The organism is Brevibacillus sp. FSL K6-0770 (genome assembly GCF_038000275.1).
Classification (GTDB): Bacteria; Bacillota; Bacilli; order Brevibacillales; family Brevibacillaceae; genus Brevibacillus; species Brevibacillus parabrevis.
Genome location: NZ_JBBOBQ010000001.1, coordinates 5,607,483 through 5,630,471, shown reverse-complemented (window position 1 = coordinate 5,630,471; position 22,989 = coordinate 5,607,483). Strand labels below are relative to the sequence as shown.

19 protein-coding genes, 1 pseudogene and 1 riboswitch are annotated in these 22,989 nt (G+C 53.2%); of the genes and pseudogenes, 15 read left to right on the top strand and 5 right to left on the bottom strand.

Annotation, left to right across the window (positions count from 1 at the left end):
• Positions 1–3: 3 nt before the first annotated feature.
• Genes NST23_RS26765 through NST23_RS26745 form a run of 5 tightly spaced genes read left to right on the top strand, consistent with a single transcriptional unit; the run spans position 4 to position 4,902 of the window.
• Positions 4–1,533: an ABC transporter ATP-binding protein gene (locus tag NST23_RS26765; RefSeq protein ID WP_122962507.1), complete on the top strand. Its 1,530-nt coding sequence runs from the start codon at positions 4–6 to the stop codon at positions 1,531–1,533.
• Positions 1,508–2,578, top strand: a complete 1,071-nt coding sequence (locus NST23_RS26760; protein WP_122962508.1) for an ABC transporter permease — start codon at positions 1,508–1,510, stop codon at positions 2,576–2,578. Before NST23_RS26765 ends, NST23_RS26760 begins: the two co-directional genes overlap by 26 nt.
• The gene (locus NST23_RS26755; RefSeq protein ID WP_122962509.1) at positions 2,565–3,479 is read left to right on the top strand and encodes an ABC transporter permease; all 915 of its coding nucleotides are present in this window, start codon (positions 2,565–2,567) and stop codon (positions 3,477–3,479) included. Before NST23_RS26760 ends, NST23_RS26755 begins: the two co-directional genes overlap by 14 nt.
• A 36-nt stretch (positions 3,480–3,515) precedes the next feature.
• Positions 3,516–4,178, top strand: a complete 663-nt coding sequence (locus NST23_RS26750; RefSeq protein WP_122962510.1) for a sulfite oxidase-like oxidoreductase — start codon at positions 3,516–3,518, stop codon at positions 4,176–4,178.
• A gap of 1 nt (position 4,179) precedes the next feature.
• On the top strand, positions 4,180–4,902 hold the full coding sequence (locus NST23_RS26745; RefSeq protein WP_122962511.1) for a nucleoside phosphorylase: 723 nt from the start codon (positions 4,180–4,182) through the stop codon (positions 4,900–4,902).
• A 74-nt stretch (positions 4,903–4,976) separates the two neighbouring features.
• Here the strand turns inward: NST23_RS26745 and NST23_RS26740 are convergent, their stop codons facing one another.
• A complete protein-coding gene (locus NST23_RS26740; protein ID WP_122962512.1) occupies positions 4,977–5,303 on the bottom strand; it encodes an ArsR/SmtB family transcription factor in 327 nt (108 codons plus the stop codon).
• A gap of 24 nt (positions 5,304–5,327) precedes the next feature.
• The gene (locus tag NST23_RS26735) at positions 5,328–7,085 is read right to left on the bottom strand and encodes a SulP family inorganic anion transporter (protein WP_122962513.1); all 1,758 of its coding nucleotides are present in this window, start codon (positions 7,083–7,085) and stop codon (positions 5,328–5,330) included.
• Between the two features lie 297 nt (positions 7,086–7,382).
• On the opposite strand from NST23_RS26735, the gene NST23_RS26730 reads away from it, so the two are divergent.
• From NST23_RS26730 to NST23_RS26700, 7 genes are read left to right on the top strand one after another with little or no spacing between them, the layout of a single operon-like run.
• A complete protein-coding gene (locus NST23_RS26730; RefSeq protein ID WP_122962514.1) occupies positions 7,383–7,982 on the top strand; it encodes a glycerol-3-phosphate responsive antiterminator in 600 nt (199 codons plus the stop codon).
• Entirely contained in the window at positions 7,960–8,622 is a 663-nt protein-coding gene (locus NST23_RS26725) for an HAD family hydrolase (RefSeq protein ID WP_173596331.1), read from the top strand. The genes NST23_RS26730 and NST23_RS26725 overlap by 23 nt, the downstream gene beginning before the upstream one ends.
• 5 nt (positions 8,623–8,627) lie before the next feature.
• Positions 8,628–9,695 (top strand): ABC transporter ATP-binding protein, encoded by a 1,068-nt coding sequence (locus NST23_RS26720; protein WP_217022087.1) that lies wholly within the window; start codon positions 8,628–8,630, stop codon positions 9,693–9,695.
• Positions 9,695–10,651, top strand: a complete 957-nt coding sequence (locus NST23_RS26715; RefSeq protein WP_217022088.1) for a carbohydrate ABC transporter permease — start codon at positions 9,695–9,697, stop codon at positions 10,649–10,651. Before NST23_RS26720 ends, NST23_RS26715 begins: the two co-directional genes overlap by 1 nt.
• Before the next feature lie 27 nt (positions 10,652–10,678).
• On the top strand, positions 10,679–11,506 hold the full coding sequence (locus NST23_RS26710; RefSeq protein WP_122962517.1) for a carbohydrate ABC transporter permease: 828 nt from the start codon (positions 10,679–10,681) through the stop codon (positions 11,504–11,506).
• A 29-nt stretch (positions 11,507–11,535) separates the two neighbouring features.
• The gene (locus NST23_RS26705) at positions 11,536–12,867 is read left to right on the top strand and encodes an ABC transporter substrate-binding protein (protein ID WP_122962518.1); all 1,332 of its coding nucleotides are present in this window, start codon (positions 11,536–11,538) and stop codon (positions 12,865–12,867) included.
• 31 nt (positions 12,868–12,898) lie between these two features.
• On the top strand, positions 12,899–13,618 hold the full coding sequence (locus NST23_RS26700; protein WP_173596334.1) for a glycerophosphodiester phosphodiesterase: 720 nt from the start codon (positions 12,899–12,901) through the stop codon (positions 13,616–13,618).
• 101 nt (positions 13,619–13,719) lie between these two features.
• On the opposite strand, the pseudogene NST23_RS26695 reads toward NST23_RS26700, so the two are convergent.
• The 3 genes and pseudogenes from NST23_RS26695 to ggt form a co-directional block, all read right to left on the bottom strand.
• Positions 13,720–14,352, bottom strand: a pseudogene (locus NST23_RS26695) (MBL fold metallo-hydrolase); the annotation flags it as partial.
• 292 nt (positions 14,353–14,644) lie between these two features.
• Positions 14,645–16,633, bottom strand: a complete 1,989-nt coding sequence (locus tag NST23_RS26690; RefSeq protein ID WP_122962521.1) for a methyl-accepting chemotaxis protein — start codon at positions 16,631–16,633, stop codon at positions 14,645–14,647.
• A 112-nt stretch (positions 16,634–16,745) separates the two neighbouring features.
• Complete coding sequence (gene ggt, locus NST23_RS26685) at positions 16,746–18,464, bottom strand: gamma-glutamyltransferase (protein ID WP_063228909.1); 1,719 nt, start codon at positions 18,462–18,464, stop codon at positions 16,746–16,748.
• 184 nt (positions 18,465–18,648) lie between these two features.
• A riboswitch (cyclic di-GMP riboswitch) is annotated at positions 18,649–18,737 on the bottom strand.
• Between the two features lie 246 nt (positions 18,738–18,983).
• On the opposite strand from ggt, the gene NST23_RS26680 reads away from it, so the two are divergent.
• The 3 genes from NST23_RS26680 (at position 18,984) to NST23_RS26670 (ending at position 22,826) form a co-directional block, all read left to right on the top strand.
• A complete protein-coding gene (locus NST23_RS26680; protein ID WP_122962522.1) occupies positions 18,984–19,601 on the top strand; it encodes an SET domain-containing protein in 618 nt (205 codons plus the stop codon).
• An 84-nt stretch (positions 19,602–19,685) separates the two neighbouring features.
• Positions 19,686–21,353, top strand: coding sequence for a glutamine--tRNA ligase/YqeY domain fusion protein (locus NST23_RS26675; protein ID WP_371736927.1), 1,668 nt, complete (start codon positions 19,686–19,688; stop codon positions 21,351–21,353).
• Between the two features lie 138 nt (positions 21,354–21,491).
• Positions 21,492–22,826 (top strand): APC family permease, encoded by a 1,335-nt coding sequence (locus NST23_RS26670; RefSeq protein WP_122962524.1) that lies wholly within the window; start codon positions 21,492–21,494, stop codon positions 22,824–22,826.
• Positions 22,827–22,989 lie beyond the last annotated feature (163 nt).

The window sequence follows — 22,989 nt, the reverse complement described above, 5'->3', positions numbered from 1 at the left end:
AGGATGACCTATCGTTTGGAAATGCGCGCCATGACCAAGAAATACGGAGATTTTATTGCAAACGACAAGGTCTCGTTCTCGCTTGCTGCCGGAGAAGTGCACGCGATCGTCGGTGAGAACGGAGCGGGCAAGACGACGTTGATGAGGATGTTGTACGGCATGGAGCAGCCTACGTCCGGCGATATCGTGCTAAACGGCAAGCCGGTCGCTTTTCGCGGGCCACAGGACGCCATTGGCAACGGAATCGGGATGGTGCACCAGCACTTCATGCTGTTCGGCGAGTTCAGCGTGGCCGAAAACATCGTGATTGGCTACGAACCGCAGCAGGCCGGGTTTTTCCGCCGCCATGACGCTGTGCAAAAAGTGCGCGAGCTAAGCGAAAAGTTCCGTATTCCGATTGATCCACAGGCAAAAGTGTCCAATTGCTCGGTGGGAGAACAGCAGCGGGTCGAGATTTTGAAAGTGCTGTACCAGGGCGCAGACATCATCGTGCTGGACGAACCGACCGCTGTGTTGACTCCGCTGGAGGTTCGCGACTTGCTGCAAACGATTCGCAATCTGGCGGAGAGCGGGAAAAGCGTGATTTTGATTACGCACAAGCTCCAGGAAGTAATGGAGGTAGCAGATCGCATCACGGTGCTGCGCGGCGGCAAGGTGACGGGTACGGTTGCGCGCGAGCAGACGAATGTGGACGATTTGGCCCGGTTGATGGTCGGCCGCGAGCTGCAAGAGCTGAGTGAGCGCGTCGCTTTGGAGCAGGGACCGCTTTTGCAGGTGGAAAATTTGTCGGTGCGCGAAAAGCAGACGTTGCTCGACCGGGTCAGCTTTACCGTCCATCACGGCGAGATCGTGGGAATTGCCGGAGTTTCTGGCAATGGACAGTCCGAGTTGCTGCAAGCCGTGAGCGGTTTGCGGGCGGCACAGGAGGGAACAGTGCGGCTGGGCGGCAAGGACGTCACCAACAAATCTGTGGCGACAATCCGGGAAGCGGGTCTGGCCCATATTCCCGAGGATCGTTATATGTGGGGAACCGCCAAGCTGGAAAGTGTCGAAGAGAACGCGTTGATGGGCTATCAGCGCAAGCCTGCATTCAATCGGCGCGGCATCGTACTGCGGGAAACTTTTCGCCAGGTTGTGACTGGCTGGGTGGAGCGATTCGCGATCAAGACTGGTTCGCGGCAGCTTCAGGAGCTTGCCGGGAATTTGTCGGGCGGAAATTTGCAGAAGCTGATCGTCGCGCGGGAGCTGGGGCATGAAACCCCGTTTTTGATCGCAGCCGAGCCGACGCGCGGTGTCGATATCGGAGCGATGGAGTACATCCATCAGGCGCTGATCGACAAGCGCAACGCAGGAGACGGAATTTTGCTGGTGTCATCCGAGCTGTCGGAAATTTTGGCGCTGTCGGATCGCATTTTGGTGATGTACAAAGGGCGGATCGCCGGAGAGCTTTCGCGCAAAGAGGCAACCGAGGAAAAAATCAGCGTGTTAATGGCGGGAGGAAGCGTTCATGGCAGCAATCAAAGAGCTGTGTAAATCACTGGTTCAGCCGCTTTTGGCGATTGTCATCGGCCTGTTGATCGGGGCGCTCGTCATCGCATCGGTAGGGGAATCGATCTTGGGCACCTATCAGGAAATGTGGAAGGGAGCATTCGGAAGCTTTTACTTCTTCGTTTCCACGTTGGCGAGAGCAACACCGATCATGCTGATCGCCCTGGGGCTGTCGCTTGCTTTTCGGGCGGGAGTATTCAATCTGGGGGCAGAAGGACAGATGGTGCTTGGCGCTATCAGTGCTACGCTGGTAGCCATTTACTTGCCTGCGCCGGGAATCGTGAAGCTGGTGGCTGCGATTGTGACGGGAATGGCCGTTGGCGGGCTTTGGGGGCTATTGCCGGGCATCATGGAAGCGCGGTTTCGGATTCCGCTGCTGATTTCTTCCTTGCTGTTCAACTACATTGCCGTCTTGTTTGCCAGCTATCTGGTCACGGAGCCGTTTCGGGACAGGACTGGTTCGGCAGCTTTGGCGCAAACGGTCATGCTGGACAAGAGCGTCTGGCTTCCCAAGCTGTTCGCAGGGATGAGCGTGCACGCCGGGTTTTTGTTTGCCATTGTCGGCGCTTTGATCCTGTTCTGGGTCATCCGCTTTACGCCGTTCGGCTATGAAGTGAAAATGCTCGGGCAAAACCCGTTGTTCGCTCAATACGGGGGGATCAACCGCATCCGCGTCATGCTGACAGGCATGTTTGCCAGCGGTGGTCTGGCGGGCCTGGCAGGGACGGTCGAGGTGCTGGGGGCGCACTACCGTTTTGTCGATGGCGCTTTGACTGTACCGAACTTCGCCTGGACGGGCCTGATGGCGACGCTCTTGGCAAACTCCCATCCGGTCGGGATTATTTTTACCTCGATCCTGCTGGCTGCTTTTCAGACTGGAGCGATGGGCGTGGAGCGGAACACAGACGTGCCGTTGGAGTTGGCAAGCGTCATCTCGGCAGTGCTGATCCTGTTTATTTCGGCAAAATTCAGCTACGACTGGTGGAAACAGCGGAAAGCAAAAGGGGGAGAATCGCATGGAGCTGCTTGATTGGTCCCTCGTCAGTTCTACCATTCGCATGGTGACACCGATATTGCTGGCTGCTTTGGGCGGAGCGCTGTGCTCGCGTGTAGGCATTTTTAATGTGGGGCTGGAAGGCATGGTGCTGGCCGGAGCCTTTTCCGCGATCGTTGGCAATCACTTTACCGGGAATTTGTTTCTGGCGATCTTGATTGCGGCGGCGACGAGTGTTTTGTTCGCTCTGTTGTTTGCCTATATGACGATCAAGCTCAAAGCAAACGAGATCGTCGTCGGGGTAGCGATCAATTTCCTCGCGCTCGGTCTGACGACGTTTGCGCTGCGGGCGATTTTTGGCGTCAAAGGGGCTTTTTACGATAAAGATATGGCGGGCTTGCCGAAGTGGGACATCCCTGTGATCAAAGATATTCCGGGTGTCGGCGAGGTATTTTCCGGGCATTCTCCGCTTGTTTATTTCGCGTTTTTGGCTGCGATTGCGCTTTATGTGTTCTTTTACAAGACTGTCACTGGTTTTCGGGTTCTTGCCGTCGGATCGAATCCGGTTGCGGCTCGCAGCCTCGGGTTGAAAGTAACGGGCTTGCAGGTGCTGGCTATCGTCATCTGCGGCGCTTTGTGCGGGCTTGCAGGAGCACAGCTTTCGTTGGGCCAGGTGACGATGTTCTCCGAGGGCATGACCGCCGGACGCGGCTTTATCGCTTTGGTGGCGATGATGATGGGGCAGTCCCATCCAATCGGAATACTGGCGTCGAGCTTTTTGTTTGGCTTGATGGATGCGCTGAGCATTCGTCTGCAAGGCTTCTCGCTGCCAACGCAATTCACTTCCATGCTGCCGTATTTGCTCACGGTTGCCGCGATGTTCTTCCTGAAAGAGCGCATGCAGGCGGCGAGCAACAATCAGCAGAGCACCCGTTAACAAAGAACAGTCAGCGAAGAAAAGGGGGTACGCAACATGAACAAGGCAGATCGGATCAAACGGATGAAAGTGCCCGCAGTCGACCCGGCACTGGCAAAAAGGCTTCCGCCAGGACAAATTTTGACCGAGCGCTTTCCGATTTTGCATGAGGGAGAAGTCCCGGTTTACGACATGAAGGAATGGACATTGCGCGTGTTTGGCGAGGTAGATCGCGAAGTTACACTGAGCTACGAGCAAATCATGGAGATGCCGCAAGTCACCGTGACCAGCGATATTCACTGCGTGACGCGCTGGTCGCGTTTTGACAATGCGTTTACAGGCGTGCGGTTCCGCGACTTTTTGCAGGCAATCGGGGTAGTGCCGCAGGCATCGTACGTCATGCTGCACGGAGATCACGACTATACGGCGAACGTGCCGCTCGCTGACTTGATGCGCCCTGACGTGCTGTTGGCCCACTCCTTCGACGGAGAGCCGCTGACGGACAAGCATGGCTGGCCTTTGCGCCTGACTGTGCCGCACCTGTACTTCTGGAAAAGCGTGAAGTGGCTGCGAGGCATTGAGTTTATTTCGGAAAACACCCCCGGATTTTGGGAGCAAAACGGCTTTCACCTGATCGCAGACCCGTTCCGCGAAGAGCGGTTCTCCGGTGAAGCGCTGCCGATTCCCGAAGACGAATGGGAGAAAAAGGAGTTTGATTGAGATGCTTACGAACCTGAAAGTAGATCCGGAACAGTTGCCGAAGCGCGTCATCGTATGTGGAGATCCAAAACGGGCTGCCTTGATTGCCGCCAAGCTGGACAACCATCGGTCCATCGGAGAAAATCGCGAGTATCACAGCTATGCCGGGACGTGGAAAGGCACGGAGGTTGCCGTAGTCAGCCACGGCGTCGGTTCGCCGGGTGCTGCCGTATGTTTTGAGGAGTTGGCAAAAGGTGGCGTGCAGGTCATCATTCGCGTAGGTACGGCAGGATCGTACCAAAAAGAAATCGAGCCTGGCAGCCTCGTCATCAGCTCGGCTGTTGTGCGTCAGGACGGACTGACCAGCCAGCTCGTTCCTCCGGGTTTCCCGGCAGTCGCCAATCGCCGCGTGGCGGATGCACTGGTGGCAGCAGCAGAAGCAAACGAGGCCGGACTTCCCGTAGCAGAGGGAATTACGCTGACGCTGGATGTGTTCTACAGTGGCGTTCTGGAGTTTCCGCACAAGCTGTACCAAAAAGCCGGGGTACTCGCGGTCGAGATGGAAAATTCCGCCCTGTTCGTCATCGCGGCATTGCGCGGAATGAAGGCCGGAGCGATTTTGGCGATTGACGGCTATGCGGATGCCGATTTGCTTGCTTCGTACAACCCGCATACCGATGCGATGGCAAAAGCGATTGAGGCAGAAGCGCTGATTGCGCTGGATGCTTTGGTGGCTGTTTCCTAATCTAATCACATAAACATGCCCAGGACTGTGAATGGTCCTGGGCTTTTTTTCTGGAGCTTTTCCGGAGTGAAAAGCTATTCTTCGTTGAAGCGATCCAGCATCGAGATCGTATCGATCAGGTGGTTGTTGAAAATTTGCCGGGCGACGCCCAAAAGCTCGATAATCATCGGGTCGCGCAAAGAATAAGTGACTTTGTTGCCGTCTTTTGTTCCGTACACGATATTGTTGTTGCGCAAAATGGCCAGCTGCTGGGAAACGGCCGAGCCTTCACTGCCGATCAGCGTTTGCAGCTCGTTCACGTTTTTGTCTCCCTCCGCCAAAAGCTCCAGAATCCGAATCCGCAGGGGATGGCCCAGCGCTTTGAAGAAGTTCGCTTTAAATTGCTGTAGCTCCAAATTCAATAGCAGGTTCCTCCGATCTTTTCGTCATGTGGACGTAGTGGATGTTTGTTGTTGGGCGCAGCTCTGCTGTATGCGGGTGTCGGACAGGCTCGTGCATTCCCGGAACGCAAAGTGCTTGCAGCCCAGGCATTTGTTCGTATCCAGCCGATGAAGCGCATATTCGATTGCCTCTCCGGTGTGGTCGAAAAAGTGCGTTTCCCCGATGCTTGCATACAGACCCGTGCGCTGCAAAATTTGTTTGGGAGCAGGTTGAATGCCCGAGATCAGCACGGTCGTTCCCTGACTCATGGCTTGCTTTACCGTCCGGGACAAATTGGCTTCGCCTGTCATGTCCAAAAATGGCACTTTGCCCATGCGCAGCAACAAGACCTTGGGGCGGTGCTGCAACGTGTTCGCAAGCGAGCTTTCAAACAAGTCGGCGTCCCCGAAAAACAGCGGCCCTTCAATCGTGTAGATGTTGATTTGCGGGCAATCGTGCTGGGACGACACCATATGCGGCATGACTTTTTCGTGCTTCAAAGAAGGGTCGGGCAGCACTTTGGCGACTTGCAGGCTGTCGCGCATCCTTTTGATAAACAGCAGCACAGCAAGCACCAGTCCTACCTCGACAGCGGTAGTCAGATTGGTGAAGACGGTCAAAACAAACGTGATCACAAGCACGAGCGAATCGCTTGTTTTTGCTTTGAGGATGTGGGCAAATTCCTTGCGCTCACTCATGTTCCAGGCGACCAGCATCAAGATCGGAGCCATGCTCGCCAGTGGAATGTGCGAGGCGTAAGGCGCCAGCAGCACGAGGATGAGCAGTACGACCATCCCGTGGATGATGCCGGACATGGGCGAGGCAGCGCCGCTGCGAATATTGGTCGCGGTCCGGGCAATCGCGCCCGTAGCGGGAATCCCGCCGAAAAGCGGCGTCACGATGTTGGCAATGCCTTGCCCGATCAATTCCTTGTTGCTGTTGTGGCGACTGCGGGTCATGCCATCAGCTACGACAGCAGACAGTAAAGACTCTATTGCTCCTAGTATAGCAATGATTAGGGCAGGACTCAGTAATTTTTGGACGCGCTCCAGCGTGATTTCGGGAAAATGGAAGCCAGGCAGTGTGCTCGGAATTTCGCCGAAGGTCGAGCCGATCGTCGCGACCTTTCCTGCGAAAAAGAAAAAGGCAATGACGCTGGAGATGACCAGACCGACGAGCGAGCCAGGCACATTGCGCACAAAACGCGGTGTAATCAATATAATCGCCAGACTGAGGCAGGCGGTTGCCAGGCTGTAGAAGCTGGTTGTATGCAGGTGGACGACGACTTCTTTCATGTTGGACAAAAAGTCCTCGTGCCGTTGTATGTCCGATAGACCGAGGAAATTGGCGATCTGCCCGGTAAAAATAATGACGGCAATCCCTGCTGTAAACCCGATTGTGACCGGGCGAGGAATGAATTTGATCAGTCCGCCCAGCCGCAAAACGCCCATCAGGACGAGCATAATCCCCGCCATCAAGCCCGCGAGCAGCAAATCCGCGTAGCCGTACTGCATGACGATGGCGAACAGGATCGGGATAAAGGCGCCAGTCGGCCCGCCAATCTGATAGCGGGAACCGCCGAACAGCGAGATGAGCGTCCCTGCGATGATGGTGGTGTAAATCCCGTACTCCGGCTTGACACCGGAAGCGATGGCGAACGCCATGCCGAGCGGAATAGCGATAATGCCTACGATTAATCCTGACACGCAGTCTTTTCTGAATGCTTGCGTATTGTAGCCCTCAAATCTAGCGGCCCACTTCATGGTAGCAACCCTTCTTTTCGTATATTCGAATATTTGATTATTTGAATATAGATGGATCATACTCCCGTTTCATGATTCTCGTCAATTGCATCCTTACACGATCTTTGCCCTTTTTTAACAATTGCTTCAAGTTGTCTTAACGCTGAAGGAGTACCATTCAAAATGACAAGTGAACATTCCCCTTCGGTTGGAGTCATGGAGAAACCCCCGACAGCCTTTCCAAGCACTTTCCTCAAGTATGCTTGTGCAATTGTCATGTCGTTGGGTTTTTTTGTCGTTCGCAAAGGAGGCTTACGAATGAATCAGGAGCAGTTTCACGGCAGGTTGGAAGAGTACAAGCTGATTGCTTCTGTAAAAGAGGCGAAGTACCTGGAAAAAGCGGCAGAGGCCAATGTGAGCGCCGCCGTGCTCTCCATCGGCAACATCGGGGTCATCAAAGGCTATGTAGACTTTTTCAAAAACAGAAAGATTCCGGTGTTCCTTCACCTCGAAAGAATCGGGGGAATCAGCTACGACCGGGAAGGCATCGCCTTTTTGGCGCATTACGTGAAGCCGGACGGGATTGTGACCACGCGCAACACGCTGGTCAAGCTGGCGAAAAAGCAAGGCTTGCTGACAATCCAGCGCCTGTTCCTCGTAGACAGCGACTCGCTCAAATCCGGGCTGTCGTCTCTCGCTGAAACCCAGCCTGACGCCGTCGAGCTGATGCCGGCACTGCTGCCAGAGTATATCGAAGAGTACAAGCGCGTGATTGATATTCCAATCATCGCTGGTGGTTTGATCCGCAAGCGGGAGCAGATGGAGGAAGTATTGCAGCATGGAGCGACTGCTGTGTCAGTCGGTAACCCCCTTTTGTGGAAGGAGAGTTTTTTGCATGATTCAAGCGTTGCTGTTTGATCTGGATGGGACCCTGCTGGACAGCCGGGATGCAGTCATCGATGCAGTCGCCTATACAGCAGAAGAGTACGCACCGGGTCACTTCAGCCGGGAAGAGCTGCTCGCGCGTTTTGGCGAGTCGTTCGACGATTTTTTGGCAGCTGTCGCACAAGCGGCAGGCGTGCCCGACAAGCAAGAGGTGCTGGAAAAGTATTTTGCCTACGTGCGTGAGAACCACGCCCGACATGTTCGGCTGTTTCCTTATGTGAAAGAAGGGCTGGAAAAATTAAAGCAGGCAGGCTATCAGCTGGCGGTGGTCACCAACAAGCAGCGGGAATTTGCGCTGGCCGGACTGAAGCAGGCGGGGATCGACAAGCTGTTCGAAGTCGTAGTGGCCGTGGACGATGTCGCCAAAGGAAAACCGTCAGCCGAGCCTGTATGCAAAGCGCTCGCCAGTATGGGCAGTCGTCCCGAGCAGGCGATGATGGTCGGCGATAGCCGCTACGATGTGCTCGCGGCAGTCGCGGGTGGCGTCTCGTCCGTGGTGCTGGAGTGGTACGGGCAGGAAGAGTGGCTCTATGCCACGCCTGATTACCGCTACGCCGATTTCGAATCGTTTGTCACCGACATGATGGCTGCCAAGGCGCAAGGAGGAAGATGAAAAAGATGGCAAGAGTGGTGCTGCAACAGATAACAAAAACGTTTCAGAACCAGAAAGTGGTCAAGGGGCTTAATCTCGTGATTCCCGACGGCTCCTTTACGGTGCTGGTTGGCCCGTCCGGGTGCGGAAAATCGACGACCTTGCGGATGATTGCCGGTCTGGAAACGGCTACAGACGGGGAAATTTTCATCGGGAGCCAGTCTGTGAACGCTCTGCCTCCGGGAAAGCGCGATGTTGCCATGGTGTTCCAAAACTACGCGCTCTATCCGACGATGAACGTCTACGACAACATCGCCTACGGCTTGAGAAACCGGGGAACGTCGAAAAAAGACTGCGACGTGCTGGTGAAGGAAATTGCCGAGATTGTCGGCTTGGCGGACTTTCTTAAAAGAAAGCCTTCCCAGCTCTCCGGCGGTCAACGTCAGCGTGTCGCCCTAGCGCGGGCCATGGTGAAAAAGCCAAAGGTGTTCCTCATGGACGAGCCGCTCTCCAACCTGGACGCGAAGCTGCGGAACCAGATGCGCGTGGAGCTGACGAGTTTGCACAAGCAACTGGGCAGCACGTTTATTTACGTGACGCACGACCAGGTGGAAGCGATGACGATGGGCGATCAGATCGTCGTGATGAGCGACGGCAACATCATGCAGGTCGCGGCACCGATGGACTTGTACCAGGAGCCGGAAAATCTGTTCGTCGCCCAGTTTATCGGTTCTCCCCCGATGAACATTGTGCCGGCAGAGGGCAGAAGTGACCAACTGTGGGGATTCCGCCCGGAAAAGGCCGTGTTGTTGCCAGCCTCCGTCTCTCCGGTTTCTGCGGGAGAGATGTGGACGGCAAAAGGGCAAATCGTCTCCCGGGAAATACTCGGCTCGGACACGCTGTTTCACGTGGAGACGGAAAAAGGCAGAGTCATCGTCAAAACGGAAACCGAGGAAATTGGACAGTATGGTTCAAACGTTACCGTAACGGTTGCAAAGCCGCATGTGTACATCTTTGATCGCGTGAGCGGAAAAAAAGTGGGTCGACTGGCTGAACGAGGTCAAGTATCCGCACTTGCAGGAGGGGTGAACTGATGCGAAAGGCGGCAACTGCCCACGAGCTGCCGGATGCCGGCCAGGTGCGGGCACAAGCAGCTTCCAGGCCAACATCTCGCCCGGATATGATGACGCGTCTTCGCCCGTACTTGTATTTGACACCTGCCATGATCTGCTTCATTTTGTTCTTTTTTTACCCGATTGGCTCGATCATTTATTTGAGCTTTCAAGACTGGTCGCTGATTAATCTGGAAGCGATGGAATGGGTCGGGCTGCAAAATTACACAGAGCTGGTTGCTGACCAGGAATTTCAGCAGGTGCTGACAAATACGCTCGTTTTCACTTTTGCAACCGTGGGCATCAGTTTGGGAATCTCCTTTTTGCTCGCTCTCTGGCTCAACAAAAAGGCGAAAATGTACGGGATCATCCAAGCTACCGTATTCAGTCCGCACATTATTTCGTTTGTTTCTGTCTCCATGTTGTGGATGTGGCTGATGGACCCGCAATTCGGGCTATTGAACGCTGTACTCGAAGCGGTCGGGCTGCCAGGCTACACGTGGCTGACAGACCCGAGCAGTGCGTTGTTGTCGCTGATCCTCGTGAACGTCTGGAAAGGCGTGGGCTACAACACGCTGATTTTCATTGCCGGGCTGCAAAGCATTCCGGGGGATATTTACGAAGCGGCCGCCCTCGATCGTTCGCCGTGGTGGCGGACTTTGACCCGCATTACCATACCGATGCTGTCGCCCACCATGTTCTTTTTGTTCATCATCAACATGATTTCGTCGTCCCATGCTTTCGATACGATTGCCATCATGACCCAAGGCGGGCCGATCAACAGCAGCAATATGCTGGTCTACTACATTTATGAGCAAGGAATGGACTACTACAACGGGGGATTTGCTGCTGCCGCTTCTGTCATTCTTTTGCTCATCGTAGGAGTTTTGACTGCGTTGTACTTCCTGTTCATGTCCAAACGCGTCCACTACCGATGACGATTCCCGAAAGAAAGGAGGAGCAACATGAAACGAGTGGGTGCAATTTCTTTGAAAACAGTGGAATGGGCCGGGCTGTTGGTTGTGGCGCTGCTGTTCGTCTTTCCTTTTTTGTGGATGGCTTCCACAGCGTTCAAGGACATGTCGGAAGTCAGACAGTTTCCGCCGACCTTGTTGCCTGAGACGTGGGAGTGGGGCAATTTTGTCCAGGCCTGGGAGTCAGGGCCGTTCCTGATGTTTACGGTGAACAGCATTGTAGTTGCCGTGGCGATCTTGATCTTGCAGTTTTTGACCGCCGTACCTGCGGCGTACGCTTTTGCCCGCTACCAGTTTCCCGGCCGCAACCTGCTGTTTGGGCTTGTGCTGGTTGCCTTGATGATTCCGGGATACATTATCTTTTTGCCGATCTACGTGCAGCTGAGCGGCTGGGGGCTGGTCAATACGCTCTGGTCGCTGATTCTGCCGTACGCGGCCAGCGCATTCGGGATATTCCTGCTTCGCCAGGCGTTCATGCAGGTGCCGGACGAAGTCATTGAAGCAGCGCGACTGGATAATGCGTCAGAGTGGAAAATCATGTGGACGATCATGGTGCCGATGGCGAAGCCAGTGCTGGTCACATTTGGACTTTTCAGCTTTATTTATCACTGGAATGACTACTTTTGGCCGCTGATCATGACCAACAGCGACGAAGTACGCACATTGCCTGTCGGGATTTCCAGCTTGCGCATGTCGGACGGAGGCACTCTCTGGAACGTCATGATGGCGGGGAACATGATCCTCATCCTGCCGATTCTCGTTATTTTCTTCGTGGCCCAGCGCCACATTATCAAAGCGTTTGTCTATCAATCCAAATAATAGATAACCATGTGGGAGGAAACCAAATCATGAAGGCGATGAAAAAGACAGGAACGATTCTATGTGCACTAGCTCTAGGCTTGTCAGGAGTGCTTGCCGGGTGCGGTTCTACAGGCAAGGAACAGGCTGCAAGCACAGGAAACACAACGAAGCCGGCAACGGAAACAGCAGCAAGCAACGGGCCTGTCGAGATCGATTTCTGGTATGCGCTCGGCGGTGTTCGCGGCAAGACGATTGAGGACATGGTCAAAAAGTTCAACGAGTCACATAAAGATATTAAGGTAAAAGCGGCGTACCAGGGCGCGTATCAGGATAACCACTCCAAAGTTCTGGCTTCGGTTGCCGCCGGAAACAACCCTGATGTAACGATGGTAGAGATCGCTTCGATCGCTGCCTTCGCTGATGCGAAAGTGCTGGAAGATTTGACTCCGTACTCGCAAGGCGATGAGAAAAAGTACATTCCCGGCCTGATGAAAAACTCTTACTGGAAAGACAAACTGTACGCCGTGCCGTTCAACCGCTCCACGCCGCTTCTGTACATCAACCGCGACATGCTGAAAGCAGCGGGTCTCGATCCGAACGGGCCGAAATCCTGGGATGAGCTGATCAGCTACTCGCAAAAGCTGGTGAAAAAAGAAGGCGACAAAGTCACGCGCTACGGCTTCTCGACCCCTGTTGATATTTGGTTCTACGAAGCGCTCGTCTTCCAGAGCGGAGGCAACATTTTGAGCGAAGACGGCAAGGAGCTGACCTTGAACAACGAGTCAGGCAAAGCGCCGCTTGAACTTTGGACGAAAATGGTCAAGGAAGGCTTGATGAAAAACCCTCCAGGCGAAAACTACAATGCGTGGGATGTCGCCGAGCAAGATTTCCTCAATCAAAAAGTGGGCATGATTTTCACGACGACAGGTTCCTTGACGGAATTGAAGAAAAATGCCAAATTTGACATGGGAGCAGCCTTCCTGCCAGCAAACAAAAACTTCGGTACGCCAACGGGCGGAGCAAACCTGGTCATGCTGGCGAAGTCTTCTGATGCCGAAAAGAAAGCGGCATGGGAATTTATGAAGTGGATGACCGATACAGAGCAAACCGTACCATGGTCCATCGCATCCGGCTACATGCCTGTGACGACCGCTGCCGTAGATTCACCTGAGATGAAGGCATTTTATGAAAAAGATCCGAACTTCAAAGTAGCAGTAGACCAGCTGCAATACGGTTACCCGCGCCCAATGGCACCTGGTTACAAAGAATTGCAGGATGTCATTCAAAAAGAGCTGCAACGTGCGATGCTTGGACAGGCGACCATTGATGAAGCGCTGCAAAATGCGACGGACAAAGGCAGCAAGCTGCTGAAAAAATAAAGGCGGCACAAACAAGAGAGGAGTTTGCGACATGAATATATGTATGGCGCATCGAGGATGGTCAGGCAAAGCCCCGGAAAATACGATGACGGCAATTCGACTGGCGTTGGCAGAGCCGGCTATACAGGCAATGGAGATTGACGTACAGCTGTCTTCCGATGGCGTTCCCGTGCTGATCCACGACTTTACGCTGGAGCGCACGACGAACGGAAGCGGTCTGGTCAAGGACCACACATTGGAGGAGCTTCGCCAGCTCGATGCGGGCAAATGGCTCGACGAAAAGTTTGCAGGCGAAAAAATCCCGACGCTGGAGGAAGCGCTGATTGCGGTCAAGGGCCGCTGCAGGCTGAACATCGAGTTGAAGGCGACGAGCGACATGTACCCCGGCATTGCCGAAAAAGTGCTCGCGCTGCTCGAACAGTACGGGATGAAGCAGGAAGTTTGCTTGACGTCGTTTGACCATGAGCTGATTCGTCATGTTCGCACTCTCGATCAGCAAATCGAGACGGGACTGATCGTCTACGGCCGTCCTGTGCTCATGCTGGAGCAACTGGAGGAGGCAGGTGCCAGCATTTTGTCCATGGGTTACCCTTTCCTGAACAAAGAGCTTGCCGTAGCCGCCATCGAAAAAGGCTTCAAGGTGATTGCCTGGACGCTGGATGAGCCTGCGCACATTCGTGAGGTCATGTCCTGGCATCCTGATGTACAAATTTGCACCAACCATCCTGACCGGATGCTGGAATTTGTGTAAGCTAGGCAAAAGGAAAAGCCGTCGGAGACATATCCGGCGGCTTTTGGCATGAGAAAAGGGGGTACAGCCTGCTTGTCTGCTACCGGGCCATGTCCGGGTACAATCAGCGCTGGGCAGTCTTGCAGGAGAGCATCCAAAATGCTGATCCACTCCGGAACATTCCCGGTCATGATGCTTGGATGTGCGCCTGCGAACAGCAAATCTCCGGCAAACAGGATGTCGTCATCGGGAAGGAAAAGGGCGGAATCACAGGGACTGTGCCCGTTTCCCAGCGAACGCAGGACAGCAGAGCGCTTGCTGCCGTGCAATGTAATCGAATCGTGAAAGGTCAAGGTAGCGAGAGTGGGAACCAGTATCGGAAGGGCAGCATCCATCGCGAGCAGCTCGCCCAACTCATATTCTTTTTCTTGCCGCTTTTTAGCGTCCGTTTCTTGTTCCAAAGCTTGTTTGACCGTCAGCGGATAATCAGGGTGCGCTTTGGCAAAGGTCAAAAATTGGGTCGTGCGCTCATAGGTGAGCGAACGCGTTTTGGCGGTGGAGAGAATCGGAACACCTGGAAATGCCTGATTGCCGCCAGTGTGGTCCAGATGAAAATGAGAGTTGATCAGAAGCGTGACGGGTTTTCCGAATAGCTGGACAGCCGCATCGTGCAATGCTTGGCCTGCCTGTGGCGTGTACATGGAGTCAAAGACGACTACCTGATCGCCTAAATCAATGATTCCGGCATTAGCCATTGCTCCGGTGCCACGGACAGCAATAGCGGCGTACACGCCTTCTGCAACAGGCTGCAAAGAAAAGTAAGGAGTAGAGATAGGACCGGAAGAACTCATCGTTTCCCCGCCTTTCGCGATAAGAATAGCTTTCTGCTATCATCATTGCAGGAATAAAGTGGAAGCGCAAGCGCGAGTGTGCTTTTATTAGCTTGCTCCGCTATCGCTACCAGTGGCAGCTCATAGATTTTGTTGATCGCTTTGAAGCAAGAAAAACCGCCGGATGCTGCTGCCCGGCGGTTTTTTGATTGCCTCGCTATATTTTGAAGCGGCTTACGTGAGACTGCAGCTCTTCGGCGATGCGGGCCAGGGAAGCAGCGGAGGAGTTCACTTCTTCCATGGCAGCCAGCTGTTCTTCTGTGGCGGCAGAAACGCTTTGCGTTCCGTCTGCCGAATTTTCGGCGACTTCCTCAATGCCGCTGACCAACTCTACTACCTTCTGGGTTCCAGCCGACATTTGCTCGGAATACGTCTTCACTTCCTGGATTTGGCTGGCGACTTGTGCGACAGCATCCTGGATTTGTTCGAAAGACTTGCCAGCATTGTTCACTACTGTCAGTCCGATCGCAACTTCGTTTGTTCCTTGTTCCATCGACAAGACGGCTTGATTCGATTCAACCTGAATCGCCGTAATCAGTTCTTTGATTTGCTGGGCAGATTGGGCAGACTGCTCGGCCAATTTGCGTACTTCGTCTGCCACAACAGCAAACCCGCGTCCTTGCTCGCCTGCTCTGGCGGCTTCGATTGCAGCGTTCAAGGCAAGCAGATTGGTTTGCTCGGCAATAGCGGTAATGACCTGGACGATTTGTCCGATTTCCTGCGAGCTGTTCCCCAAGCGCTTCACGATGTCTGCGATGTTGCTGACCGTATTTTCGATCGATTGCATCTGGCTGATCACGACTTGCAAAGCTTGATTGCCTTCCACGGCGATGCGGGAGGCGCTCAATGCGGATTCGTCCGCGTGCTGTGCGTTGGTGGCGACCTTTTCCGCGCCCTGTGATACTACCTGCATGGCGTTCACGCTGTCTTCCACGCTTCTTACCTGCTTCTCGGCGCCGTACGCGACTTCCTGGATCGTAATGGCGATCTGCTCCGTTGCCTTGCTGGTATGCTCGGCGTTGACCGACAACTCCTCTGCGGAAGAGGCCAGATCAGTAGCCGTATCATTGACCTGCTGAATGATCGTGCGCAGGTTGTGGACCATGGCATTGACCGATTGAGACAGTTGACCGACTTCATCCTGCGAGCGAATTTGCAAGGCGGATACGGTCAGCTCCCCCTCGGAAATCCGGTTTGCCACAGCGGCAACCTCGACGATCGGGCGGGTGATTTGCCGGGAGATCGCATAGGCGATGGCGATGACCGCTGCGACTACGGCAAAGACGATCAGCATGACGTTGTTGCTGACAGCAGAGACGCCAGCGGTGATCGATTCAACAGGAATATGCAAGTACAGGCCAAAGTTGGTTTTGGGGATCGGAGAGTAAGTGACGACATACTCCTTGCCTTGATCTGTGTAGCTGTATGAGCCTTTTTCCGCAGCGCCTGTTTTCAGGATGTCCTGCAAAGGCTGGGGCAGGGCCGATTCCTCAAGCGGCTTTCCGATCAGCTCCTGGTTGGGGTGGTACTGCACCTGATGCTTGTTGTCCACCAGAATCGGATAGCCGTCATTGCCTACATTCAAATTTGCGAGAAACGTGGCTGCGAAATGATCCACGTTGACAAGTCCGGTCAATACGCCGAGCGCTTCATTGTTTTTTCCTTTGACAGGGGAAGCGACAATGATCGAGCGATTGCCCGTAGTTTTGGCGACGAGGACATCGGAGTAGCTGGGCTTGCCCTGCATGCCGTCTTTGAAAAATTGCCGCTCGCCGAGGTCGATCCCGACGCTTTTCGGGAAGGTGTCAGCGGTTACTTTTCCGTCGTTTGAAATAAACGTATTGCCATCGTACAGCTTCATTTCTTCGGTAAACTTGCGGATAAACTCATTTTTGGCTGCCGCGTCGACAGATTGAATATCAGAGGTGCGGGCCAGCACCTGAATTTCCGTCATGCGCCGATCGAGATACTGGTCCATAGCCATAGCTGTACTTGAAGTCAGGTCCACATAAGACGATTTTTGCTTATCGATCAAAATGGTTGAAAAGCTGTTTGTAATAAAAAAGGAAACGGCAGCAAGCGGGATGACCGCTACGGCAAGAAACCACAGGATCATTTTATTTCTGAGTTTGTTGAAAAAAGACATAGGCTCTCCACTCCTAATTGGTGGTTGATTCAACTGCGCGAGGCAAGGAACGCTGCCCGCACAGAGTAGACACAGCCAGACTGCTGAGAAGATTCAGCAGCCTGACCATCGGTTAATATCCCATTGCTGCGCCTTCCCCGCGAGGGTCTGCGCCGCCGAACTTCACGTTCGTTTGCGGATCGATCAAAATGGCGCCGGATTGTCCCATCGCATCTGTATAGGCTGCTTCCAGCTTTTCAACCGGATGTCCGCGCTTCACGAGTTCGTCCAACACTTCCTGCGGAATCCGGCTTTCGACTTTCAAATTGTTGGAGGCGGAGCCCCAGTTGCGTCCGTGCAGCCATCTTGGAGCCTCGATCGCATCCTGTACGCTAAAGCCGAAGTCGACAATACGCGTTACGAGAGCCGCTTGCGTTTGTGGCTGTCCTTCGCCGCCTTGTGTTCCGTAAAGCAGGTAAGGCTTGTCCCCTTTGAAGAGCATGGCAGGGTTAATCGTATGGAAGGTGCGCTTTCCAGGCTCCAGGTGGTTAATGTGTTTCGGATCGAGAGAGAAGTAGCTTCCACGGTTTTGCAACAGGACGCCAGTATCTTTTGCTACGATACCGGAACCCCAGTCAAAATAGTGGCTCTGGATGATCGAAACGGCGTTGCCGTCCTTGTCCACGACGCCAAACCAAGTAGTGTCCCCTTTTGGATCGAGCGGCTCTACTGCTTTTGCCGCTTGCTTCATATCGATGCGTGCAGCCAAATCTTTGCCGTGTTGCTTGGACAACAGCTCGTCCACCGGAATGTCGACGAAAGCAGGGTCTGTCAGCCATTTGTCACGGTCGGCAAAAGCTTGCTTGGTGGCTTCTACAATCGTGTGGTAGTAGTCCGGCGTCCCTTCGCCCATGCTCTTGAGGTCGAAGTTGTTCAACACGTTCAAGATCGAGAGCGAAGCCATGCCCTGGGAGTTGGGCGGTACGTTGTAAGCCTTGTAGCCGCGGTAGTCGACTGTAATCGGTTCTGCCCATGTGGAGGTGTGTTTTTCAAAGTCTTTCAAGGTGAGCAGCCCGCCGTTTTTCTGCATATCCGCTACGATTTTTTTGGCGACTTCGCCTTTGTAGAATCCGTCTGCTCCTTTTTTCGCAATGATTTGCAAAGTTTTGGCCAGGTCCTTTTGCTTGAGGATTTCGCCAGGCGCATACGGCTCTCCGTTCGGCTTCAGGAAGGTTTTGCGGAACCCTTCAAAGCGCTGGAGGTTTTTCAAATCGTTATCGTTCGGATCGATGGCGTATTTTGTCCAATAAACCTGGTTCGGTGAGACGGGATATCCATTTTCAGCGTATCCGATCGCCGGTTCAAGCAGCCTGTGCCACGGAAGCTTGCTGTTGCCCATGCTTTTGTGCGCGTAGTTGTACGCTTCCCACCAGCCGGAAACAACGCCTGGCACCGTATTGGCAGACTCGTAGCCGCGGGAAGGAATTTTTTCGTAGCCTTTGCCTTTGTAGTAGTCGATCGTTGCTTTTTCGCCAGCTCGTCCGCTGCCGTTCAACGCTTTCAGTTCCTTGGTCTTGGCGTTGTAGATGAGCCAGAAGTTATCTCCGCCGATCGTTGTGTAATGCGGGTAGACGACGGCGAGAGTAGAAGCGGCTGTGATGGCGGCATCTACAGCGTTGCCGCCGTCTTCCAATGTTTTCAGGGCTGCTGCTGTAGCCAGATAGTGTGGTGTTGTTACCATTGCGTTTGGCGACATTGATGTTGGCCGATTAGCTGCTTGAACCGGAGACAGGGTTGCCAGGCCGATTGCAGTAGTCAATGCGACAGTAGAAAGTTTCTTCCAGAATGACATCGTATGAAGCCTCCTTGTATGTTTGATGAACGATTCCAACAATCCGACAGCTTTTCGCAGCCTCACCTCCTTAACTGAAAATGAATATTTTTACACATAAATACATAAATGGACAAAAATAGACAATTGTTGCGCAAAAAAAGACCAATGATATAGGATCATTGGTCTTGTCCTACACCAATACTTCGGTAGCTGGCTGGCGTGCCCGCTTGTGCGGAGGTAGCCCCTCTAGCTTTGCGTCGCCGGATTTCCCCGGGTTTGCCGTTTCGATATCAATGGGTAACGCATCCAGTTGATAATAGAAAACTGATTCAATTGTTACAGGAAAATTTTCCTAATCATCCGTTTGTCAATAATATAGACTATTTGTCGATTGGGGTAAATAAGAAAAATTTTTTTAATCTAGAAAAAAAGGGAGGAACAGGGAGTTGTGTGTTTTTCCCGACATTCACACACCACTATTGGCCGAACTGCTTATGATGGTAAAAACGCACATTTGCCAAGGAGTGAATCAAGGCCATGATGCATCCCGATACGGAGCTTCGCTATATCAACGATGAAATCGGGTACGGTGTTTTTGCGACAAAATTGATCCCGAAAGGCACGATTGTCTGGGCACAGGATGACCTGGATCAGGTATTGGACCCGGCATATGTGGAAAAACTGGACCCATTGAGAAAGCAGGATGTGCAGAAGTATTCCTTCAAAAATCAGTTTGGAAAATACATCTTGTGCTGGGATAAGGCCCGATTTGTGAACCACAGCTTCCATGCGACCTGCGTGGCGACGATGTACGACTTGGAGCTGGCTGCCAGAGACATTTTGCCGGGGGAAGAGCTGACCGATGATTACGGTACGCTGAATCTGGATGAACCGTTTGATTGCTTGCCGGAGCCGGGCACGAATCGATCGCGGGTGATGCCTGATGACTTGCTGCGCTATTATCGGCAGTGGGATGAGGTTGCAGCTGAAGCTTTCGCCCGGTTCAATCATGTTGAACAGCCGCTGCTCCACCTGGTTCGACCCAAGCATTTGAAAATTATTCGCGGCATAACCGAGCAGCGTCGTTCCCTCGACTCTATCATTTCGTTGTACTGCCAGCCGCAATCCCAATGGCAAAAAGAGCAGGAATGGTAGAGACAGCGGGCCGGACAACGGCCCGATTTTGTTGAACTCTGGGAAGAGAATCAGTATTATGGAATGTAAAGGTGAAGTGAAAGGTTGATTTCATTGGAAAACAAGGTAGCGTCATCCAATTTTATCCGCAATATCGTGATTGACGACTTGCAAGAAGGCAAGGTCAAGGAAGTCATTACCCGCTTTCCGCCGGAACCGAACGGGTATCTTCATATTGGACATGCAAAAGCCATCTGCCTCAACTTTGAGCTGGCAAGCGAGTTCAAAGGAAAGGCCCACCTCCGTTTTGACGATACCAATCCGGTGAAAGAAGACACAGAGTACGTGGAAGCAATCAAAACAGATGTACAGTGGCTCGGCTTTGAATGGGACGGGCTGTTTTTTGCATCGGATTACTTTGAAGAAATGTACAAGCGTGCGGTGTTGCTGATCCAAAAGGGCAAAGCCTACGTGGATGATTTGCCTGCCGAAGAAATGCGCAAGCTGCGCGGAACTTTGACAGAACCAGGGGTAGACAGCCCGTTCCGCAACCGCTCTGTGGAGGAAAACCTCGACCTGTTTGCTCGCATGCGCAATGGCGAGTTCAAGGACGGGGAAAAAGTGTTGCGTGCGAAAATCGATATGAGCTCTCCGAACATCAACATGCGCGATCCGGTGATTTATCGTATTTCTCATGCGACCCATCACAACACAGGCGACAAATGGTGCATCTACCCGATGTACGACTACGCCCATCCGCTGGAAGATGCGATTGAAGGCGTTACCCACTCGCTCTGTTCACTTGAATTTGAAGACCATCGTCCACTGTACGATTGGGTCATCAGCGAGTGCGAGATGGAAAATACTCCGCGCCAGTACGAGTTTGCCCGTTTGAACCTGACCAACACCGTCATGAGCAAACGCAAGCTGAAACAGCTCGTGGACGAGAAAGTGGTAGATGGCTGGGACGATCCGCGCATGCCGACCATTGCCGGCTTCCGTCGCCGCGGTTTTACCCCTGAAGCGATTCGCACGTTTGCCCGCGAGATCGGGGTAGCGCGCAGCAACAGCACGGTAGACGCGAAAATGCTGGAGCATTTCATTCGCGAAGACTTGAAGCTCAAGGCGCCGCGCACCATGGCTGTCTTGAATCCGCTCAAAGTCGTCATTACGAACTACCCGGAAGGCCAGGTAGAAATGCTCGAAGCCGAGATCAACCCGGAGAACCCGGAGATGGGCAATCGCCAAATTCCGTTCTCCCGCGAAATCTACATCGAGCAGGACGATTTCATGGAAAACCCGCCGAGCAAGTATTTCCGCCTGTTCCCGGGAAATGAGGTTCGCCTGAAGCACGCGTACTTCATCAAGTGCAACGATGTGGTGAAGGACGCCGACGGAAACGTCATCGAGCTGCATTGCACCTACGATCCTGAAACCAAGAGCGGCAGCGGCTTTACTGGCCGCAAGGTAAAAGGAACAATCCACTGGGTAGAAGCTTCTCAGGCAGTTCCGGCTGAATTTCGCCTGTACGAGCCACTGATTATGGATGACGAAGATTCGGAAGGAAGCTTCCTGGACAACATCAATCCAAATTCGCTGGAAGTGCTGAACGGATTCGTCGAGCCGAACATGAAAGAAACGCAGCCGCAGGACAAATACCAATTTTTCCGTCACGGATACTTCAATGTCGATCCGAAGCATACAGCGGCGGACAAACTGGTCTTCAACCGGATCGTTTCGCTGAAAAGCTCGTTTGAACTGCCAAAAGCGTAAGCATATCAAGCCTGAAAACCAAACGCTGTTGCGGCATGGGGAACCGTGTGCAACAGCGTTTTTTGGTGCGCAAACGGTGGAACTTTTCCCATTCGCGTGTATAATTATTCGTGTCGTGTAACAGAAGGAGGACAGACAGTGAATGGGAGTGCAGAGCTTACACGCAGCTTGAAGTTGTGGCATATCGTCGTCATTGGCCTTGGCTATATGGCTCCAATGGCCGTTTTTGATACGTTTGGCATCGTTGCCGAAGAAACAGGGGGGCATGTTCCTGCCGCTTACGCAGTGACCTTGCTGGCGATCCTGTTTACCGCGGCGAGCTACGGGAAAATGGTCCGCGTCTTCCCGTCGGCCGGGACAGCGTATACCTACACGCAGCAAACGATTCATCCGTATGCCGGGTTTTTGGTAGGGTGGGCCTCGCTGCTCGATTATTTGTTCTTGCCGATGATCAACGCTTTGCTGACGGGTGTGTATCTTTCGTCCGTATTTCCCGATGTGCCGACCACGTGGTGGATTATCGGGTTTATTGTCCTGATTACTTTATTAAACGTATTTCGCGTGACAGTAACGGCATCCGTCAACTCGTTTCTGGTGCTTTTTCAGATCGCCGTCGTTATTTTGTTCGCCGGACTGGCTATCCGTGGCTTGATCAATGGAGATGGGCTGGGCCAGGTGCTGAACGTCCGTCCGTTCCTTTCTGCTGATTTGTCGGTAGTCGCTCTGCTGTCGGGGGCATCGATCCTCTGCTTTTCCTTTTTAGGCTTTGATGCCGTCACTACGCTGACAGAGGAGACGGTAGATGCGAAAAAGACGATTCCCCGGGGAATTTTGCTGGTTGCACTGGCCGGGGGAGCGTTGTTCATTACCGCTTCGTATTTCATGCAATCGCTGTTTCCCGATGTTTCCGTATTGTCTGACCCGGAAGCAGCTTCCGCAGAAATCGCCCTGTTTATCGGAGGCTCCGTCTTTCAGTTGATTTTTTTGGCGGCGGCTTTGTCTTCGACGCTCGCCTCCGGTCTGGTATCGGTGACGAGTGTAACGCGGCTGTTGTACGCGATGGGCCGGGATGGTTATTTGCCGAAAAAGTGGTTTGGCTACATACACCCGAGACTGAAGACGCCGCTGCTTAACGTGCTGCTGGTCGGAACGCTGATGCTGGCTGCCTTGTATCTCGATTTGCTGACGGCTACGTCCTTTATTAATTTTGGAGCGTTGATCGCGTTCAGCTTCGTCAATCTGAGCGTCATTGCCTACTTCCTGAGACAAAAACAAGAAAAGCGTGCGACGGATTGGTGGGGGTATTTTCTGGCTCCGCTGATCGGGACAGCCTTTCTCGCATTTTTGTGGGGCAGTCTCCATGCGAAATCGATGATATTGGGACTTTTGTGGACGTTTGTCGGGCTTGTGTATTTGCTTTATTTGGTCAAAATCAAAGGGGCCAAACTGGAACTGATGAAGTTTGAGGAATAGGACGATACTTGCTTGAAGAAAGCCTTCCTGTGCTGCGAGTGCGCATGGGGAGGCTTTTGTTTATTCAACTTTTCTATAACAAGTGCGGGAGCGGGTTTTTTGGTAGACGCCAAAAAAGGTGTGGAGTAAACTGGCATCAGGCAATATTCCAAACGTTAGCAAT